Annotated in this window: 21 protein-coding genes; 13 read left to right on the top strand and 8 right to left on the bottom strand. The window is 71.3% G+C overall.

The genetic code is table 11. The features are described 5' to 3' along the window. The first annotated feature begins 51 nt into the window (after nt 1-51). The gene (locus tag ADK57_RS15515) at nt 52-3,174 is read left to right on the top strand and encodes a BTAD domain-containing putative transcriptional regulator (protein WP_420711860.1); all 3,123 of its coding nucleotides are present in this window, start codon (nt 52-54) and stop codon (nt 3,172-3,174) included. Here ADK57_RS15515 and ADK57_RS15510 read toward each other — a convergent pair whose 3' ends face one another. The 3 genes from ADK57_RS15510 to ADK57_RS15500 form a co-directional block, all read right to left on the bottom strand. Next, a complete protein-coding gene (locus tag ADK57_RS15510) occupies nt 3,175-4,860 on the bottom strand; it encodes a bifunctional 3'-5' exonuclease/DNA polymerase (RefSeq protein ID WP_053750045.1) in 1,686 nt (561 codons plus the stop codon). It lies immediately after the preceding gene. 64 nt (nt 4,861-4,924) lie between these two features. Beyond that, nucleotides 4,925-5,656, bottom strand: coding sequence for a Clp protease N-terminal domain-containing protein (locus ADK57_RS15505; protein WP_053750044.1), 732 nt, complete (start codon nt 5,654-5,656; stop codon nt 4,925-4,927). 48 nt (nt 5,657-5,704) lie between these two features. After that, nucleotides 5,705-6,334, bottom strand: a complete 630-nt coding sequence (locus ADK57_RS15500; protein WP_053750125.1) for a LysE family translocator — start codon at nt 6,332-6,334, stop codon at nt 5,705-5,707. A 66-nt stretch (nt 6,335-6,400) separates the two neighbouring features. Here ADK57_RS15500 and ADK57_RS15495 point away from each other — a divergent pair, with 66 nt between their 5' ends. After that, entirely contained in the window at nt 6,401-7,510 is a 1,110-nt protein-coding gene (locus tag ADK57_RS15495; RefSeq protein WP_053750043.1) for a DUF2786 domain-containing protein, read from the top strand. A 25-nt stretch (nt 7,511-7,535) separates the two neighbouring features. On the opposite strand, the gene ADK57_RS15490 is transcribed toward ADK57_RS15495, so the two are convergent. The 4 genes from ADK57_RS15490 to rpmB form a co-directional block, all read right to left on the bottom strand. Beyond that, nucleotides 7,536-8,069 (bottom strand): DUF4232 domain-containing protein, encoded by a 534-nt coding sequence (locus ADK57_RS15490; RefSeq protein WP_053750042.1) that lies wholly within the window; start codon nt 8,067-8,069, stop codon nt 7,536-7,538. Nucleotides 8,070-8,165: 96 nt separating this feature from the next. Then, complete coding sequence (locus tag ADK57_RS15485) at nt 8,166-8,693, bottom strand: hypothetical protein (protein ID WP_053750041.1); 528 nt, start codon at nt 8,691-8,693, stop codon at nt 8,166-8,168. Between the two features lie 76 nt (nt 8,694-8,769). After that, nucleotides 8,770-9,075, bottom strand: coding sequence for a 30S ribosomal protein S14 (gene rpsN, locus ADK57_RS15480; RefSeq protein ID WP_053750040.1), 306 nt, complete (start codon nt 9,073-9,075; stop codon nt 8,770-8,772). Further along, a complete protein-coding gene (rpmB, locus tag ADK57_RS15475) occupies nt 9,075-9,311 on the bottom strand; it encodes a 50S ribosomal protein L28 (protein ID WP_030043313.1) in 237 nt (78 codons plus the stop codon). The genes rpsN and rpmB overlap by 1 nt, the downstream gene beginning before the upstream one ends. Nucleotides 9,312-9,374: 63 nt before the next feature. Here rpmB and rpmG point away from each other — a divergent pair, with 63 nt between their 5' ends. The 5 genes from rpmG to ADK57_RS15450 all read left to right on the top strand — a co-directional run bounded on the left by rpmG (nt 9,375) and on the right by ADK57_RS15450 (nt 11,859). After that, nucleotides 9,375-9,539, top strand: a complete 165-nt coding sequence (gene rpmG / locus ADK57_RS15470; protein ID WP_030846000.1) for a 50S ribosomal protein L33 — start codon at nt 9,375-9,377, stop codon at nt 9,537-9,539. Between the two features lie 9 nt (nt 9,540-9,548). Further along, nucleotides 9,549-9,806, top strand: a complete 258-nt coding sequence (locus ADK57_RS15465) for a type B 50S ribosomal protein L31 (RefSeq protein ID WP_053750039.1) — start codon at nt 9,549-9,551, stop codon at nt 9,804-9,806. A 4-nt stretch (nt 9,807-9,810) separates the two neighbouring features. Then, complete coding sequence (locus ADK57_RS15460; protein ID WP_420711859.1) at nt 9,811-11,052, top strand: CobW family GTP-binding protein; 1,242 nt, start codon at nt 9,811-9,813, stop codon at nt 11,050-11,052. 7 nt (nt 11,053-11,059) lie between these two features. Then, nucleotides 11,060-11,293, top strand: a complete 234-nt coding sequence (gene rpsR, locus ADK57_RS15455; RefSeq protein WP_053750037.1) for a 30S ribosomal protein S18 — start codon at nt 11,060-11,062, stop codon at nt 11,291-11,293. Between the two features lie 296 nt (nt 11,294-11,589). After that, the gene (locus ADK57_RS15450; protein WP_053750036.1) at nt 11,590-11,859 is read left to right on the top strand and encodes a DUF397 domain-containing protein; all 270 of its coding nucleotides are present in this window, start codon (nt 11,590-11,592) and stop codon (nt 11,857-11,859) included. Between the two features lie 115 nt (nt 11,860-11,974). Here ADK57_RS15450 and ADK57_RS15445 read toward each other — a convergent pair whose 3' ends face one another. Further along, nucleotides 11,975-12,460, bottom strand: coding sequence for an ATP-binding protein (locus ADK57_RS15445; RefSeq protein WP_053750035.1), 486 nt, complete (start codon nt 12,458-12,460; stop codon nt 11,975-11,977). Between the two features lie 365 nt (nt 12,461-12,825). Here ADK57_RS15445 and ADK57_RS15440 point away from each other — a divergent pair, with 365 nt between their 5' ends. From ADK57_RS15440 to ADK57_RS15415, 6 genes are all read left to right on the top strand, one after another. Further along, on the top strand, nt 12,826-13,650 hold the full coding sequence (locus ADK57_RS15440; RefSeq protein ID WP_053750124.1) for a helix-turn-helix domain-containing protein: 825 nt from the start codon (nt 12,826-12,828) through the stop codon (nt 13,648-13,650). Between the two features lie 123 nt (nt 13,651-13,773). Beyond that, complete coding sequence (locus ADK57_RS15435; RefSeq protein WP_053750034.1) at nt 13,774-15,234, top strand: aldehyde dehydrogenase family protein; 1,461 nt, start codon at nt 13,774-13,776, stop codon at nt 15,232-15,234. Nucleotides 15,235-15,355: 121 nt separating this feature from the next. Then, complete coding sequence (locus tag ADK57_RS15430) at nt 15,356-15,904, top strand: DinB family protein (protein WP_053750033.1); 549 nt, start codon at nt 15,356-15,358, stop codon at nt 15,902-15,904. Between the two features lie 38 nt (nt 15,905-15,942). Further along, nucleotides 15,943-16,584: a PadR family transcriptional regulator gene (locus ADK57_RS15425; RefSeq protein ID WP_053750032.1), complete on the top strand. Its 642-nt coding sequence runs from the start codon at nt 15,943-15,945 to the stop codon at nt 16,582-16,584. Nucleotides 16,585-16,669: 85 nt separating this feature from the next. Further along, nucleotides 16,670-17,623 carry an ATP-binding cassette domain-containing protein gene (locus tag ADK57_RS15420; protein WP_053750031.1) on the top strand — a complete coding sequence of 318 codons (954 nt, stop codon included), beginning with the start codon at nt 16,670-16,672 and terminating at the stop codon, nt 17,621-17,623. Between the two features lie 65 nt (nt 17,624-17,688). Next, nucleotides 17,689-18,426, top strand: coding sequence for an ABC transporter permease (locus ADK57_RS15415; RefSeq protein WP_053750123.1), 738 nt, complete (start codon nt 17,689-17,691; stop codon nt 18,424-18,426). Nucleotides 18,427-18,761 lie beyond the last annotated feature (335 nt).

The following is an 18,761-nucleotide window of genomic DNA, read 5'->3' as shown; positions in this document are numbered from 1 at the left end:
CGCCAACGGTTGTCCGTTCGGCCGCCGGGTGAGAGTGCGATCGGGCGTGACGTGCGGAAGGCAGTGGGCGTGACGGGGTGCGGGCTGCAGTACGAGCTGCGGTTCGGACTGCTGGGGCCGCCCGTCCTGTACGACGGCCGGGACGACGTCGGCATCCGCGCCGTCCGAAGCCCCAAGGCACGGGTCCTGCTGGCCGCGCTGCTGCTCGAAGCCGGCCGTACCGTCTCCGTCGAGTCGCTCAAGGACGCCTTGTGGGGCGGTGCCCCGCCGCCGTCCGCCAAGGCCTCCCTGCACAACCACGTGACCCGGCTGCGGCGGCTGCTCGACGACCCCGGACGGCTGCGGGCCGTACCGCCCGGCTATCTGCTGCGCGTCGAGCAGGGCGAGCTGGACGTCCACGTCTTCGAGCGGCACGTCGCCGCCGCACGCGGCGCGCACGCCGCCCGGAACAGCGAACGGGTCGTGCGCGAGTGCCGGGACGCGCTCGCGCTGTGGCGGGGCACGCCGCTCAGCGGGCTCCCGTCCGAACTGGGCGGGTACGCCTTCGTGCAGCGCCTCCGGGAGGCGCGGCTGCTCCTTCTGGAGTGGCGGTACGACGCCGAACTGACCCTCGGCGGCACACGACTCGGCGCTCTCGTACCGGAGTTGGCCGAGCTGGCCGCCGAGCATCCGCTGCGGGAGGCGTACCACCGCCAGCTGATGCTCGCCCTGCACCGCACCGGCCGCCAGGCCGAGGCCCTCGCCGTCCACCGCGACCTGCGCACCCGCCTCGTCGAGGAACTCGGCATCGAGCCGGGGCCGGGGGTGCGGGAGGCGCATGTGGAGGTGCTGCAGGGGGTGTCGCACGGTTCGCCTGTGTACGACGCCGCTGCGTACGACGCCACTGCGCACGGCTCGCCCGTGTACGGCTCTCCCGGGTCCGACGGTGACGTGCCGCCGGTCGAAGCTACGCGCGAAGACGACCGGGCCCCCGCACCTTCCGTCCGTCCGCCCAGCCCCGCTCAACTGCCGCCGCCCCCGGCCCACTTCGTCGGCCGAACCGCCATGGGCGACGCCCTGCGCCGAACCCTCACCCCTGGCGGGCAACCGGCATCAGCCCCCGCCCTCGCCGTCATCAGCGGCATGCCCGGCGTCGGCAAGAGCGCGCTCGCGCTCCACGTGGCGCACGGGCTGCGGGAACGTTTCTCCGATGGGCAGCTCTACCTCAATCTGCACGGCGCCACCCCCGGCATGACCCCTCTCACCCCGGGCCAGGCCCTCACCGCGCTCCTCCGCAACCTCGGCGCCGACCCCCGCGCCATCCCCGAACACCCGGACGCGGCCACCGCGTTGCTCCGCTCACTGCTCGCGCCGACGCGCACGCTGCTGGTGCTGGACGACGCCGCCAACGCCGCGCAGGTGCGGCCGCTGCTGCCCGCCGGCGCCGGCTGCGCGGTGATCGTCACCAGCCGCTCACCGCTGACCGCGCTCGACGGGGCCCACCGTTTCCGGCTCACTCCACTGAGCGACGAGGAGAGCGCGGCGCTGCTGCGGGCGGCCTCCGGCCGGGGCGCCCTGGGTGCCGCCCACCCCCTCGTGGAGCTCACCGGCCGCCTCCCCCTCGCCCTGCGCGTCGTCGCCGCCCGGCTGGCCGCACGCCATGCCCTCACCCCGGACGTGTTGGCCGGCCAACTGGCCGCCACCGAAGGCCGGTTGCACCACCTGGAGTACGACGACCTCAGCGTCCGCCGGTCCCTGGCCGTCGCCCACGACGCGCTCGCCGTCTCCGACCGGCGGGCCGACCGCGACGCCGCCCTCGCCCTGCGCCACATCGGAGCCCTCGATCTCCCCGTCTACGGCGCCCCCCTCCTCGCCCGCCTCATCGGCACCGACGAGGCCCGCGCCGAGGCCGCGCTCGACCGCCTCGTCGACGTGGCGCTCCTGGAGGAGACGGCGTACGGCCGTTACGCCCCCCACGACCTGGTCCGTGACTTCGCCCGCGAACTCGCCGAGAGCGACGATGCCGACCTCGCCGCCGAGGGCCACGACACCCCGTCGACCCTCCGCGCCCTGCGCTGGTACGCCGCCGTGGCCGAACGCACCCTCACCGCGATCGTCGAACCCGGCCTCGACCAGGACGACCGCCGCCGCCCGACCGCGGCACAGCCTCCCGAACACCCGGAGCACGTCGCTGCCATACCCCCCTTCACCCGCCCCGAAGACGCCTTCGCCTGGGGCGACTCGGAGCTGGAGAACGTCGTGGCGCTGGTGGAGCGGTACGCCGAGGACACCGAGGACCGCACGGCCGCGCACCTCTCCACCCTCGTCCGCCTCCTCTTCCCCTACGTCCAGCGCAGCGGGCGCCTCGCCGAGATGGAGGTGTTCGGCCGGGCCGGCCTCGGTGTGGCGCGGCGGCTCGGGGACGAGGCCGCCGAGGCGTACGCGCTGGGCGACCTCGCCGGCCTGCGCTTCCTGAGCGGCCGTCAGGGCGACGCCCTCGACCTCAACGACCGTGCCCTGGAGATCTGGCGGCGGCTCGGCACGCCCTCCTGGATCCGCCGCTGCCTCAACAACCGCGGGCTGCTGCTCGAAGGGCTCGGCCGCCACGCCGAGTCGGGCCGGGCCCTGCGCCAGAGCCTGGAGTACTCACGGCAGTTGAACGACCCGCACGGCGAGGCCGTGACCCACAGCCACCTCGGCAACCTGTACGAGCACACCGACCCCCGGGCCGCCATCGAGCAGCATCGCCGTTCCCTCGCCATCGGCGACGCGATCGGCAACGTCATCGTGCAGCACTCCGCGCACTGCAACATCGGGTACGCCCACCTCAGCCTCGGCGAACCGGCCGCCGCGGCCGAGCACTTCGAGGAGAGCCTGCGCATCCTCGGCGGCCACGGCGACTGGCACGGCGAATCGCAGACCCGGCTCGGCCTCGTCCGCGCCCTGCGCCTGCTCGGCCGCACCGAACAGGCCGGCCACGAGTGCGCCGAACTGCTGAGCCGCGCGGACGCCCGCGCCGACCGCTACACGGGCGGTCTCGCCCACCACCAGCAGGGCCTGCTGCTGCGGGAGCGGGGGCGTGCCGAGGAGGCGTACGAGGCGTGGCGCTCGGCTCTCGACGCGCTGGAGGGGACGGACGGGAAGGCGGTGCTCCGGGAACTCCGGGAGCTGCTCGAAGAGGCGGGCATACGGTGATCACTTCGCGTCCGCATAACACTCCACCACCGCCGTGGTGAACGGAAACCGCACCGGCGTCTCGCCGAACGTCAGCCGGCCCGCCAGCTCCGCCGCCTCCCGGATCGCCGCCACGACCGTCTCGGTCTCCTCCTCGGGACAGTGCACGATCACCTCGTCGTGCTGGAAGAAGACCAGTTCGGCCGCCATGTCCGCGCAGGACTGCCGCAGCGCGGCGAGCAGCAGCAGCGTCCAGTCCGCGGCGCTGCCCTGGACGACGAAGTTGCGGGCGAAGCGGCCGCGGGCGCGGGCGTCGGTGGAGGCGTACCCGGGCGCCCACTGCCGGTCGGCGGACTCGTCCTCCGTGACGGGGATGCCGGCCTCCTCGGAGGCGTCGTCGCCCGTGCCGGCCGCCGGTGGGCAGGTCCGGCCGAGCCAGGTCCGTACGAGCCGCCCCTCCTCGCCCGCGCGGGCCGCGTCGTCGACGTACGCCACCGCCTTGGGGAAGCGGCGTCTGAGTGCGGCGAGGTTCTTGAGGCCGTCGCCGGAGGTCTGGCCGTAGACCGCGCCGAGCACGGCGAGTTTGGCCTGGGCGCGGTCGCCGGAGAAGGCACGGTCGGAGACGGACTGGTACAGGTCGGTCTCCCGGCCGGCCACCTCCATCAGGCCGGGGTCGCGGGAGATCGCCGCGAGGACGCGCGGCTCCATCTGGTCGGCGTCCGCGACGACGAGCCGCCAGCCGGGTTCGGCGACCACGGCCCGGCGGATGACCTTCGGGATCTGGAGCGCGCCCCCGCCGTTGGTGACCCAGCGGCCGGTGACGGTCCCGCCCGCCTGGAACTCGGGCCGGAAGCGGCCCTCGCGCACCCAGTCCTGGAGCCAGGACCAGCCGTGCGCGACCCAGATGCGGTACAGCTTCTTGTACTCGATCAGCGGTTTCACGGCCGGATGGTCGACCGACTCGAGCTCCCAGCGCCGGGTCGACTTCACCTTGATCCCGGCCTGCGCGAAGGCCTTGACGACATCGGCGGGCAGGTCGGGGCGGACCCGGCGGCCGAAGGCGGCGGACACCTCGTCGGCGAGCTCGGCCAGGCGCCGGGGTTCACCACCGCCCGCGTACCGCTCGCCGAGCAGTTCGTGCAGCACCCGGCGGTGCACGTCGGCGCTCCACGGCAGTCCGGAACGGTTCATCTCGGCGGCCACCAGCATCCCCGCCGACTCGGCCGCGGTCAGCAGCCGCATCCGGTCCGGGTGCGCGGTGGCGTCGTGCCGGCGCTGCTGCTCGGTGTACACCTCGACGAGGTCCGTCAGCGGCAGGTGCACGGACTGCGGCTCGAAGAGGGGCGACTGCGAGCCGGGTTCGGCGGAGCGCTGCGGCGGATCCGGCGGTACGGGGCCGCCGCGCAGCCGGGCCAGGGCGGCGGCCGCCGAACGCGGTTCGCCGGACCGCCCCTCGTGGCCCAGCAGCAGCGTCTCCGCGTCCTCGACGTCGTAGCACCGCTCCACTCGCACCCCCGTGGCGAGCAGTCGCGGATACGTCTCGGCCGTCGACCGCCACACCCAGCGCGTGACGTCCGGCAGGCCCCGTACCGCCTCGGCGGGGTCCGCGGCCCGCCGCACCGGGCCGGTGAGCAGCCCGCCGGGGCCGAGGGGGGCGAATTCCACGCCACCGTCCTCGGCCGGAGCGAGAGCCCACCGGTCGGTCATGCTGCGAGTGTGGCAGCAGGGTCTGACAACGGCCTCTGACCTGCTCGGACCTGTGCCGCCGTGCTCAGTCCTGTTCGCCGGACTTCACCGTGATCTCGGCGAGGGCGGCGGTGACGTTCTCCTCGACCGCCGCCTTGGTGATGCCGAGGCCCGACAGGACCCCCTGGCCGTTCTCGAACTCCAGCAGGGCGAGCAGGATGTGCTCGGTGCCGACGTAGTTGTGGCCGAGGCGCAGGGCCTCGCGGAAGGTCAGCTCCAGGACCTTCTTGGCGTCGGAGCCGTAGGGGACGAGCGACGGTACGTCCTCGGCCGCGGGCGGCAGCGCGGCGCCGGCGGCCTGGCGTACGGCGTCCAGGAGGACGCCCTGCGCGGTGATCGCTTTGGCGGCCAGGCCCTCCGGTTCGGCCAGCAGGCCGAGGACCAGGTGCTCGGGGCGGCCCTCGGGATTGCGGGCCGCGATGGCCTCGTTGTGGGCGGCCATCACCGTGTTGCGCGCGCGGTGCGTGTAGCGGCTGAAGTCCTGGTTCGCGCCGAGGTCCGTGCCCTCCTTCGGCACGAACCGCTTCTGCGCGGCCTGCCGGGTGACCCCCATGCTCTGGCCGATGTCCGTCCAGGAGGCGCCCGAGCGCCGCGCCTGGTCCACGAAGTGACCGATCAGATGGTCGGCCACGTCGCCGAGGTGCTCACCGGCGAGCACCGCGTCCTGGAGCTGTTCGAGGGGCTTGTCGTGGACCTTTTTGATGGCCGTGATGAGGTCGTCGAGACGTACGGACGACGTGATGTCGGGGTTCGTCATGTGTCAACCGTAGGTTGACAGGGGTTAGGTGTCAACCTCGGGTTGACACTACTTCGGCGCCGCCACCAGCCGCACCGCCAGTCCCGCGAAGACCGTCCCGGAGAGGATGTTCAGCCCCCGGTTCACCCGCGCGCTGCGGCGCAGGACCGAGGCCAGCCGCCCCGAGAGCAGGCCCACGAAGCCGTCCCACAGGAAGCCCATCACCACGATCGTGAAGCCGAGCAGCAGGAACTGGCCCTGGACGTGCCCCAGCGACGGATCCACGAACTGCGGCAGGAACGCCACGTTGAAGAGGATCACCTTGGGGTTGAGCAGATTGGTCACGGCGCCCTGCCAGAAGGCCCGCCGCAGCCCCGAACCGGCCCCCGCGGCCTCCTCCTCGCCCGGCACCGACCGGTCCCGGAACGCCTTCACCGCCAGGTAGAGCAGATAGGCCGCGCCCACCCACCGCAGCACGTGATAGAGCGTCGGGAGCGTCAGGAACAGCGCCGACAGCCCGAGCGCGGCGGCCACCGTGTGCACGAGCATGGCGCAGGCCACGCCGAACGCGGCCATCACCCCGGCCGTGGGCCCGCCCCGGCCGCCCATCGCCACGATGAACATCATGTCGGGACCGGGGGTGACGCAGAGCGCGAAGGCGGCGACGAGGAAGGCCGCGTAGAGAGACATGTCCACCATGCGGGCCATGCTCGAAGCCCGGATGTGCGGCGGCGACCGAGTTTCGGGGGGTGAGACGATCGCCCGGTGACCAGCACCGTCGAACGCGCCTTCCAGGCCGCCCTCTACGCCGACACCGACTCCGCCCTCGACACCGGTGCCTCCCTCCTCGCGGCCGACCCCGCGGCGGATGCCGAACTCGACCGGCGGGGCCGGGAGTTCGTGGCGACGGCCTGGCGGCGCGGCTGGCAGCCCGCCGACGTCGTACGGATCGTGCGGCGCGAGCTGGGCGACGTGCACGCGCGCGTGCTGTCCGCGATGATCCGCTCCCAGGTGCCGGACGACCGTCCGCGCGGCCCGCGCTGGACCGCACAGCTCGACGAACTGACGGCCGAGGCCGCCGAGGCCCCGCCCGGCACCGACCGCTTCTCGTACGCCACCACCGTCCTGGAGCTGTACCGCCTCCTCCTGAACCTGCCCGCCATCGAGCCCCTGGAGGAGCCCGCCGCCCGGCACCACCCGGGGTCCGACTCCCGCATGCTCACCCGTATCCGCGCCCTCCTCGCCAAGGCGGAGGCGACCGGCTTCCCGGAGGAGGCCGAAGCGCTCAGCGCCAAGGCGCAGGAGCTGATGGCCCGGCACAGTGTCGACGAGGCGCTGCTCGCGGCCGGGGCGCCCGCGGCCGACGCCCCCGGCGCCTGCCGGATCGGCGTCGAGCCGCCGTACGAGCAGGCCAAGGCGGTGCTGCTGGACGCGGTCGCCACCGCCAACCACTGCCGGGCCGTGTGGAACGAACCCCTCGGCTTCTCCACCGTCGTCGGCTTCGAAGCGGACCTGGAGGTGGTCGAGCTGCTCCACACCTCGCTGCTCGTCCAGGCCCGGTCCGCGATGGCGAAGGCGGAGGCGGCGCAGCGCGCGGGCGGCCGTAGGCGGACCAAGACCTTCCGGCAGTCCTTCCTCGCGGCCTATGCCCACCGGGTCGGCACCCGCCTGCGCGAGGCCGCCGCGAGCCCGGTGAGCGAGGACCTGCTGCCCGTCCTCGCCACCCGCGAGGTCGCCGTCACCGACCGCCTGGACCGCATGTTCCCGGAGACCACCACGACCCGCCTGCGAGGCGTCAGCGACGAGGCGGGCTGGACGGAGGGTTCTCAGGCGGCCGACCGGGCGCAGGTCCGGGCGCGCCGCCCGCTCGGCTGAGCCGGCCGCACGCCTGTCGGCCGCGTCAGTCGCCCACCTGCTGGAACCCGCTCACCGTGGCGTCGGGCTCCTTTCCGTCGCTCTTCAGCGCGACGTCGCCGTACGACCACGGGAAGCTGTGCACGGCCGTGGCGGCGCCGGGCAGGCTGAACTTCGCCGTCTTCACGGCCAGCGTCTTCGCGCCGCCCGGCTCGCCCCGGACGTAGGTGATCGTGAAGGACACGGCCTGGTTCGCGGCGAGGGTCAGCTTCTGGGCCTTGGCGGCCGGGTCCGGGAGGACGTTCGTCGAGGTGCCGCCCGCGTAGAGGTCGACGGCGGGGAGGCCGTCGAGGGTGCACTCGGTGGCGCCGTTGGTGATCGTGACGGGAACGCTGCCCGTGTCCCCTGCGGCGGGAGCCTCGGCGGCGGGCCCGACGTCGACGGCGACCTCGTCGATCTTGCAGGCGGTGCTGTCCTTGGCCTTGTCCTCCGTGTCGCTCCCGGCGCCGCTGTCGTCGCAGGCGGTCAGGAGGAGGGCGGCGGCGAGGGCGGCGGCGGCGAGGGTGGGGGCGGTGCGCATAAGGGTCCTCTGGGAGCGTGATGCCGATGGTCCAGTGCATGGATCATCACGCATGAAACGGAGGTGCGGTTGCCCGACCCTCCCTGGAGCCGAGGGTCAGGACCCCAGGCTCGCCGTCGGCAGGTCGCTCGGCAGCTGTCCGCCCTCCGACCTGGTGTAGGTCTCCGTGCCGAGACCACTCTTCCAGGTCACCTCGAGCGAGGACTTGCCGACGGAGTCGACCGTCCCCTCGGCCCGGTCCTTGCTGCCGTCCGAGCACTTGAGACGGATCTTCTCCGCGCCCGACTCCTTGCCGGCGGTGCCGCTGCACACGGCACCGCCGGTGGCGAAGAGCCCGGCCTCGGTGCCGGTGATCACCAGCGCCACGGCCTTGCCGTCGGTGGTGGCCAGCCAGTTGCCCTCAAGACCCTCGGACGCGGTCGTGGACCCCTCGCTGCCGCCGGTCGTGCCGCCGGTGTCCGCGCTCGCGCTCGCGGACGTACCGGGGCTGCCGGAAGCCTCGTCGTCGGAGCCGCCGTCACCACTGCACGCGGTCAGCGCGAGCACACCGGCCAGAGATGCGGCGGCGGCCGCGATCCGCACCCGCCGCCGCGTCGCCGTACGCGAGAAGGTCGCCGAAGTCACTGGAAGCTCCCAAGCTGTAGCCGGTCGGCCGGGCCGGCCGGAAGGACCGCAGCAAGCTACCAGGGCGTAACCGGGCCTACCAGGACGACTTGCGAACGCCTGGCAGGTACCCCGCGTGCGCCTGGGTACGCAGACCCACCCGGGACAGTCCGAAGGCACGGAAGTAACCGCGGGGCCGCCCGTCCACCTGGTCGCGGTTGCGTACGCGTGTGGGGCTGGCGTCCCGCGGCTGCCGGCGCAACTCCCGCTGTGCGGCGAGCCGTTCCGCCTCCGTCGAGGAGGGCCGCCGGACGATCTCCTTCAGCTCGGCCCGGCGGGCGGCGTACCGCGCGACGATCTCCTGCCGCTGCTCGTTCTTCGCGATCTTGCTCTTCTTCGCCATCAGACCTTCACCCCTCGCGCCCGGATCCGGGCCACGGCCGCCTCGACGCCGATCGTGTCGACGGTCTTGATCCCCTTGGTGCTCAGCCGCAGCCGTACGTGGCGGCCCTCGCTCGGCAGCCAGTAGCGCTTGGACTGGATGTTGGGGTCGAAGCGGCGCGAGGTGCGCCGGTGGGAGTGGGAGATGCGGTTGCCGAAGCCGGGCTGTGCTCCGGTCAGCATGCAGTGGGCGGACACGGGGTGATGCACCTCTCTCGGAGCGGTTGTGTAAATGGAATTCATTTTCAGTAAGATAGCAGCATGGCTCGTAACGAACTCCGCCCGGTCATCAAGCTCCGGTCCACCGCCGGGACCGGCTTCACCTACGTGACCCGCAAGAACCGCCGCAACGACCCGGACCGCATGACGCTGCGCAAGTTCGACCCGGTCGCCGGCCGCCATGTCGACTTCCGAGAGGAGCGCTGAACCACCGCCATGCGCAAGGGAATCCACCCGGACTACGGTCCTGTCGTCTTCCGCGACCGTGCCGCGAATTACGCCTTCCTGACCCGGTCGACTCTTTCGGCCACGACCCGCGAGAAGACGATCGAGTGGGAGGACGGCAACACCTACCCGGTCGTCGACGTCGAGATCTCCGACGTCAGCCACCCCTTCTACACGGGCACCGCCCGCGTCCTGGACACCGCCGGGCGCGTCGAGCGCTTCGAACGCCGGTACGGAAGGCAGGGCTAGCGCCGTGGCTGTGCCTTCTGCGCTCCCCGTCGTGATCGTCGGCGGGCTGCACGCCGACGCCCGCAAGGCGGCCGTGGAGCGGCTGCTCGCCGACGTGCCCGGCAGTGTCGTACTCCACCACGACCTGGCCACCGCCGCGGCCGGCACCGTCGTACGCACCGTCCGCGACGCCACCGGCATCCTGTCCGCGGGCGAGGCGCCGCTCGTCAACGACTGCGCCTGCTGTGCGCTCAGGGAGGACCTGGTGCCGGAGCTGCGTCGGCTCGCGGACGCGGGGGACACCCGCCTCGCGGTCGTCGAGCTGTGGGACTCCGTCGAGCCCAAGGCCATGGCGGAGGTGGTCATGTCCGGCGGGCTCACCGTCACCGGCGTGATCACCGCCGTCGACCCGGCGCTCGTCCTGCCGTACCTCGGCAACGGCGACGACCTGGCCGAGGGCGGCCTCGCGGCCGCGGCCACCGACCAGCGGACGGTCGCCGACACCTTCGCACGGCAGCTGGAGTACGCCCCCGTCCTCGCCCTCGCCGACTCCCCGGAGGCCGACGACGAGGACCGGGAGCTGCTGGCCCAGCTGCATCCGACGGCCCGCCGGGTCCCGATCGGCCACGGCGACCCGGCGGGCGCGAGCGGCGTACCGGGCGCATCGGGCGGCGACTTCTTGGCGTCGTCCTCGTCCGGCCCGGCGTCCGGCGGTCACCCGCCCCTGTCGTCCCCGCTGGCCCGCGCCGCTTTCGCCGGTTTCGACGTGGAAGCCGCCGCGGCCGCCCAGCACCCCGCCTGCGCCCTGCTCCCCGCCGAGGCCGACGCGCACGGCGTCTCCACCCTCGTCTGGCACCGCCGCCGCCCCTTCCACCCGGGGCGGCTGTACGAGGCTCTGGAGGACATCACCTGTGCCGCCGCCCGCAGCCGGGGCCGGTTCTGGCTCGCCGACAAGCCGGACTCGCTGCTGCACTGGGACGCGGCCGGCGGGGCGCTGTGCGTGGAGAGCGCGGGCCCGTGGCTCGCGTCCCTCCCGGACGCGGCCTGGGAGATGGTCCCGCCGGTGCGCCGCGCCGCCGCCGCGCTGGACTGGCACCCCGAGCACGGCGACTGCTGCCAGCACCTCGTCTTCACGTCCCCCGGCCTCGACCGCGACGGGCTGGCGTCGCTGCTGGAGTCCTGCCTGCTGACCGACGCCGAGTACGCCGCCGGGCGCGACACCTGGAAGCGACTGCCGCCCGCCTTCGACACCCTCCTGGAGGTCTGACCCCGCCATGCCGCCCCGCAGGACCGACCGCAAGCCCGCCAAGAACCGGCCGAATCCGCTCGACCCGGCCATCACGTACATCGACTACAAGGACACCGATCTGCTGCGGAAGTTCATCTCCGACCGCGGCAAGATCCGCAGCCGCCGGGTCACCCGCGTCACCGCCCAGCAGCAGCGACTGCTGACCCGCGCGATCAAGAACGCGCGGGAGATGGCACTGTTGCCGTACTCCGGCCGCTGACGGCGGCTCCCCGGTAACGCACCGAAACCACCGGCCGGACGACGGTCCGTTCCGGCCATCGTCCGGTCAGTGGAACACGAATGCCGCGCCATGCGTCTCTTTCTAGGGCAAGCCTTGGTGCACGCGGCATCGCGGTAAAACGTCCGTCAAAGCTGTAACCGCAGGAACACCCCCCGTGCACGTGCATCTGCAGATGCATCTGCCCATGCGTCTGCACATGAACAGGGCTATGATCCGGTCCAGTTGACCATTGCATCAATGGCCTCACCAGCCAATGCACCACCGGGGAGCGACCTGTGGACCACGACGTGTACGACGTTGAAGACGCGTCCGGCGTGTACAACGGCATGCCTGCCCCCCGGCTGGACGGGGTGGCCTGGCAGAAGAGTCGGCACAGCAACTCGCAGGGCTCCTGCGTGGAGTTCGCCCGCCTCCCGGGCGGCGAGGTGGCCGTGCGCAACTCTCGCTTCCCGGACGGCCCGGCGCTCGTCTATACCCGGGCGGAGATCGAGGCGATGCTGCTCGGCATCAAGGACGGCGAGTTCGACCACCTGATAGCGAGCTGACGCGACCGACGGCCGCTCGCTCCTCGGGGGCAACCGAGGGCAATCAGTGCTTTACGGGTCGTAACGTATGCCGTAACGCGCGTAGAACCTCGGCGTCAGAAGACGCCGAGGTTCGTCATTCGCCCGCCTGCGGCTGCGGCAGCCGGAACAGCGCCCAGACGACCTTCCCGCCCAGATTGCCCGCCAGCGGGTGCCAGCCCCAGCTGTCGCTGAAGGAATCGACGAGGAACAGCCCGCGGCCGGACTCCGCCGAGAAGTCGTCGGTCTCGCGGGTGACGGGGCTGTCCGGGCTGGGGTCGCGCACGGCGCACACCAACCGCTCGGTCCACCGCATCAGGTGCAGTCGCACGGGCGGGCCGTGCTCCGGTATGCGCGGGGTGTTGGCCGGCAGTGCGTGCCGCAGCGCGTTGGTCACCAGCTCCGAGACCACCAGAGCGACGTCGTCGAAACGGTCGTCCAGGTCCCACTGGTTCAGCGTTCTGCGGGTGAACTGCCGTGCCTCGCGCACCGCTTCGTAGCGGGCGGGCAGCGCACAGGAGGCGGCGCTGGACACGGCCGCGGGGTCCAGCGGCGGAAGGCCCTGCCGTAACGGCTCGAGCATGGTCGATCCATTCGTCCCCATGCGAGGCACTCCCGGGAGGTCGCGGTCGTTGCGATGCAGCGGTTGCGCGGGACCATGGTTTCGGATGCGTACAGCAGATGCAAGGGCAGATGCACGTGCACGTGACCGAATTGGACCCTCCCGTACCACTTGTTGGCCAATTTTTCCGCCATCTTCTCCTCGACTTCTTGCACACTCCTTTCCAGAACCTGTCTGCCCACTGTGCGGATGGATCAACTTCTTTCCATCTCTGTAATCGGACGAGTACTGCTCGGAGTGTTTTAGTGGCAGACTTCGGCCTCTGAAGACGGTTGGGGAGGCTGACGAACGTGAGCGCGGGAGAGCCCGGATCGGTGGTGCGGCGGATGCTGCTCGGCTCGCAACTCAGGCGACTGCGTGAGGCACGCGGGATCACCCGTGAGGCCGCGGGGTACTCGATCCGCGCGTCCGAGTCGAAGATCAGCCGGATGGAGTTGGGCCGGGTGAGCTTCAAGACACGGGACGTGGAGGACCTGCTGACGCTGTACGGCATCACGGACGAGGCGGAGCGCAACTCGTTGCTCTCCCTTGCCAAGGAGGCCAACGTCGCGGGCTGGTGGCACAGTTACTCGGACGTGCTGCCGAGCTGGTTCCCCACCTATGTCGGCCTGGAGGGCGCGGCGTCCCTGATCCGCGCGTACGAAGTCCAGTTCGTGCACGGCCTGTTGCAGACCGAGGCGTACGCCCGCGCGGTCGTCCGGCGCGGCATGAAGGGCGCGAGCGCGGAGGACGTGGAGCGGCGCGTGGCGCTGCGTCTGGAGCGGCAGAAGTACCTTCTGGACGACGGCGCCCCCGAGTTCCACATCGTCCTGGACGAGGCCGCCCTGCGCCGCCCTTACGGCGACCGCGAGGTGATGCGCGGTCAGCTCCAGCACCTGATCGACATCTCCGCACGCCCCAACATGCGGCTGCAGATCATGCCGTTCGGCTTCGGCGGGCACTCCGGTGAAAGTGGCGCGTTCACGATCCTCTCCTTCCCGGAGTCCGACCTGTCCGACGTCGTGTACCTGGAGCAGCTCACCAGCGCGCTGTACCTGGACAAGCACGAGGACGTCGCGCAGTACGAGAAGGCGCTGAAGGAGCTCCAGCAGGACAGCCCCGGACCGGACGAGAGCCGGGACCTTCTGCGGGGTCTCCTCCAACTTTCCTAGGGTTCTCCCTGAGTTCTCCCCACAAGATTGCGGAGAGTGCCCAACTCGCTTGCGACGCAAGTACGATGACGTGTGATCAGACCGTGACGTTGATCGTGTGTCTGCTAGTGATTTGGGGATCACATGTCGTCCTACTTCACCGACCTGGCTCAGCAGTACATCGACGGTGAGTGGCGCCCGGGTACAGGCTCCTGGGACATCATCGACTTCAATCCGTACGACGACGAGAAGCTGGCGTCGATCACCATAGCCACGGTCGACGAGGTCGACGAGGCGTACCAGGCGGCCGCCCGCGCCCAGAAGACGTGGGCCGCGACCAACCCGTACGCCCGCCGGGCGGTCTTCGAGAAGGCGCTCAGGCTGATCGAGGAGCGCGAGCAGGAGATCGCCGAGGTGATCATCGCCGAGCTCGGCGGCACCCGGCTGAAGGCCGGCTTCGAGCTCCACCTCGCCAAGGAGTTCCTGCGCGAGTCGATCCACGTGGCGCTGCGTCCCGAGGGCCGGATCCTCCCGTCGCCGGTCGACGGCAAGGAGAACCGCCTCTATCGCGTGCCGGTCGGCGTCGTGGGCGTGATCAGCCCCTTCAACTTCCCGTTCCTGCTGTCGATCAAGTCGGTCGCCCCGGCGCTCGCGCTCGGCAACGGCGTCGTCCTCAAGCCGCACCAGAACACGCCGATCGTCGGCGGCTCCCTGGTCGCGAAGATCTTCGAGGACGCAGGGCTGCCCGGCGGTCTGCTCAACGTCGTCATCACGGACATCGCGGAGATCGGCGACGCCTTCATCGAGCACCCGATCCCCAAGGTCATCTCCTTCACCGGCTCCGACAAGGTCGGCCGCCACGTCGCCACCGTCTGCGCCGCGAACTTCAAGCGCTCGGTCCTCGAACTGGGCGGCAACAGCGCGCTGGTGGTCCTCGACGACGCCGACATCGACTACGCGGTCGACGCGGCGGTCTTCAGCCGGTACGTCCACCAGGGCCAGGTCTGCATGGCCGCGAACCGTGTCCTCGTGGACCGTTCGATCGCGGACGAGTTCACCGAGAAGTTCGTCGCCAAGGTCAGGAACCTCAAGGTCGGCGACCCGCGCGACCCCGAGACCGTCATCGGCCCGGTCATCAACTCCTCCCAGGCGGACGCCCTTTCCGCCGTCGTCGAGCAGGCGCTCGCCGAGGGCGCCACGGCGCTTGTGCACGGCACCACGACCGACAACCTGGTCGAGCCGTCCGTCCTCACCGACGTCCCCGCCGACTCCGCCCTGCTCCAGCAGGAGGTCTTCGGCCCGGTCGCCTTCCTCATCCCCTTCGACGGCGAGGAGGAGGCCGTACGCATCGTCAACGACACCCCGTACGGCCTGAGCGGTGCCGTCCACACCGGTGACATCGAGCGCGGCGTGAACTTCGCCAAGCAGATCGACACCGGCATGTTCCACGTGAACGACGGCACCGTCCACGACGAGCCGCTCGTCCCGTTCGGCGGCGAGAAGCACTCCGGCATCGGCCGCCTGAACGGCGAGACGTCGGCGGACTCGTTCACCACGCTGAAGTGGATCTCGGTGCAGCACGGGCGGAGCGGCTTCCCGTTCTAGTTCTTCTTCGGCCCTTCTTTTCGGGTTGCCCGGCCCCTTGCGGACAGAAGGTGTCCGCAAGGGGCCGTAGCTTCGTCGGTGTCAGGGGAAATCCCCCGATACCGACGAAAGGCGGCCGGTCATGGTCACTCACGTTCGCGCGGAAGCCCCGGGCGACGAGCGCGGGGCGCTGCTCTCCTTCCTTGCCGAGCAGCGCGGCGGCATCCGGCGGGCGCTGCTCGGGCTGACGGACGAGCAGGCCTCGTCGCGCCCCAGTGCCAGCGAACTGTCTCTGGCCGGCCTGCTCAAGCATGTCGCCGAGGTCGAGCAGGGCTGGGTGGCCCGCGCCAAGGGTGAGGCGCCGGCGGTGAAGCGCGACGAGTCGAACTGGCACGAGTGCTTCCAGCTGGCGGGCGACGAGACCGTCGAGTCGCAGCTCGCGTACTGGGAGAAGGTCGCCGCCGAGACGGAGGCGTTCGTCCGCGCGGTTCCCAGCCTCGACGACACCTTTCCGCTCCCGAACGATCCCTGGTTCCCGCCGGACGAGCGCGTCTCGATGCGCTGGCTGGTCCTGTGCCTGATCCGCGAGACGGCCCGGCACGCCGGCCACGCCGACATCATCCGCGAGTCCCTGGACGGCGCGACCGCCTTCGAACTGGTGGCGAAGGAGCAGGGCACCTCCTGGGGTTGACGCGGGGTGCTTCGATGTGGCCGCCTAATCTGGACCACATGTCAGCGATCCGTCTCCTCGTGCTCGGCGCGGTGCGTCAGCACGGGCGGGCCCACGGCTACCAGGTGCGCAACGACCTGGAGTACTGGGGCGCGCACGAGTGGTCCAACGCCAAGCCCGGCTCGATCTACCACGCGCTCAAGCAGATGGCCAAGCAGGGGCTGCTGCACGCGCACGAGATCGCGCCGTCCACCGCGGGCGGGCCACCGCGCACGGAGTACGAGATCACCGAAGCCGGTACCGAGGAGTGCTTCAGGCTGGTGCGCGAGGCTCTGACCTCGTACGACCAGAAGATGGACATGAAGTCGGCGGCCATCGGCTTCATGGTCGAGCTGCCGCGCGCCGAGGCCGTGGCGCTGCTGAAGGAGCGGATCCGGCGCATCGAGGAGTGGCGCTCCGGTGTCACCGAGCACTACGTGCCCGAGGACGGCCCGGAGCAGCTCGGCCACATCGGCGAGATCATGAACCTCTGGATCCACACGGCCGACGCCGAGGCCGAGTGGACCCAGGGGCTGATCGCCCGTATCGAGGGTGGCGCCTACACCTTCGCAGGTGAGGGCGAGCCCTTCGTCGGCGTGCTGACGGAGGGCGAGGAGAACCCGTACGCGACGGATGAGCGGCATCCGGGAGATGCGCGCTAATCAAGTTTGACCAATGGGGGAGGCGGCGCCACTTTGGAAAGGTAGTCAAGTTTGACTAACCGGGCGAGTGAGCGAGGGAGTGGCAGTGGCCGACACGGCGATCACCGTCGAAGGCGCACACAAGAAGTACGGCGACAAGAAGGCACTGGACGGACTCGACCTGCTGGTCGGGCGAGGAACGGTGCACGGCGTGCTCGGGCCGAACGGCGCGGGCAAGACGACCCTGGTCCGGATCCTGTCCACCCTGCTGCGGCCCGACGCCGGCCGGATCGAGGTGGCGGGGTACGACCTCGTGACCCAGCCCCAGGAGGTCCGCTTCCGCATCGGCCTGCTCGGTCAGCACGCGGCCCTCGACGAGGAGTTGTCCGGCCGCCAGAACCTGGAGATGTTCGGCCGTCTGTACCACCTGGGCGCCCGGCACGCGCGCGTGCGGGCCGGCGAGCTCCTGGAGCGCTTCGGCCTCACCGACACCGGCCGCAAGGCCGTCGGCGCCTACAGCGGCGGTATGCGACGCCGCCTCGACCTGGCGGCCTCCCTCATCACCGACCCCGAGGTCCTCTTCCTGGACGAACCGACGACCGGCCTCGACCCGCGCGGCCGCGCCGAGGTGTGGGCCGCGGTCCGCTCCCTGGTCGGCGCCGGTACGACGGTCCTGCTGACCACGCAGTACCTGGAGGAGGCCGACCAGCTCGCCGACCGCATCTCGGTCGTCGACCGCGGCCGGGTCATCGCCGACGGCACGGCGGACGATCTGAAGGCGATGACCGGAGGCGACCGTATCGACGTGGTCCTGCGGGACGCGGGCCAACTGGGCGCGGCGGTGGCCCTGTTGCCGCTCGCCGCGTCGGAGGTGTCGGTCGACGCCGACCGCCGGCTGCTCAGCGCCCCGGTCACCGACCGGATGGCTGCGCTGTCCGGCGTCGTACGGGCCCTGGAGGAGGCCGGCATCGAGGCGGAGGACGTGGCCCTGCGCCGCCCGACGCTGGACGAGGTGTTCCTGCACCTCACCGGCGACCACCGAGTGAAGGAGACCGCGTGAGTACGAGCACGTACGCCACGAGCCGGTACGCCACGCGCGCGTACGCACTGACCGATTCCTGGACCATGACCCGGCGCGAACTCGCCCACTGGGCACGGCAGCCCGTGCAGGTCGTGGTCGGCCTGGTCTTTCCCGTGATGCTCCTGCTGATGTTCGGCTACCTCATCGGCGGCGGGCGGGAAGTCGAAGGGGGCTACGTCGACTACCTGGTCCCCGGCATGCTCGCGCTCACCATGGCCTTCGGCCTGGAGGGCACGATGCTCGCCGTCACGCAGGACCTCAACAAGGGCGTGATCGACCGCTTCCGGTCCATGCCGATGGCCAACGGCGCGGTGCTGGTGGGGCGTTCGGTCGCCGACATGCTCCAGTCGGCGGTGAGTCTGACGGTGATGATCGGCGTCGGGTACGCGATCGGCTGGCGGACGCACGGCGGGGTCTCCGGCTTCCTCGGAGCCGTCGGGCTGCTCCTGCTGTTCCGTTTCGCCATGCTGTGGATCGGCATCCATCTGGCGATGGTGGCCGGGAAGCCGGAACTGGTGCAGGCCGTGCAGATCCTGGTCTGGCCGGTCGGCTTCCTCTCCAACGCCATCGCGACCCCCGAGTCCATGCCGGAGTGGCTGGGCACGGTGGTCGAGTGGAACCCGATGTCCCAGACGGCGACGGCGGTACGGGATCTGTTCGGCGGCCCGGGCGGGGAGCCGGGGCATGTGTGGGCGGCGGTGCTGTGGCCGTTGGTGCTGGTGGGGGTGTTCTTTCCGTTGGCGGTGCGGCGGTTCGGGGGGTTGGGAACTTCTGCCGGTTGACTGCGCATGAGTGACTTTTGGTGAGCGTGAGTGAGTGCCCGGGGCTGGATGTGGTTGTTCCGCTGCGCTTCAGGAGGGTCTGCTCCGGCCTGGGGTGTGTTTGTGGCCCTTCGTTCTTCGGGGGAACGGGAGTTCCTGGGTCGAATGGGTGACCTTTGCGGAGGCTGCTCGTTGACTGCCGTGACGGGAAACTTCGGCCGATGGGGGTGAACGGGTGGGCGGGTTGCGGGAGTTGACGGCGTCGTTCGTGGTGCCCGGCCCGGGCGGGGTGGCTGTGCGGGACCGGCTGCGGGTGTCGCAGGCGGACGCGTCCGTACTGGCCGAGGTCGGCGTCT

This window comes from Streptomyces sp. MMG1533, from assembly GCF_001279775.1.
GTDB lineage: Bacteria > Actinomycetota > Actinomycetes > Streptomycetales > Streptomycetaceae > Streptomyces.
Note: the sequence above shows the minus strand (reverse complement) of the source record. Positions and strands in the feature narration are given on the sequence as shown.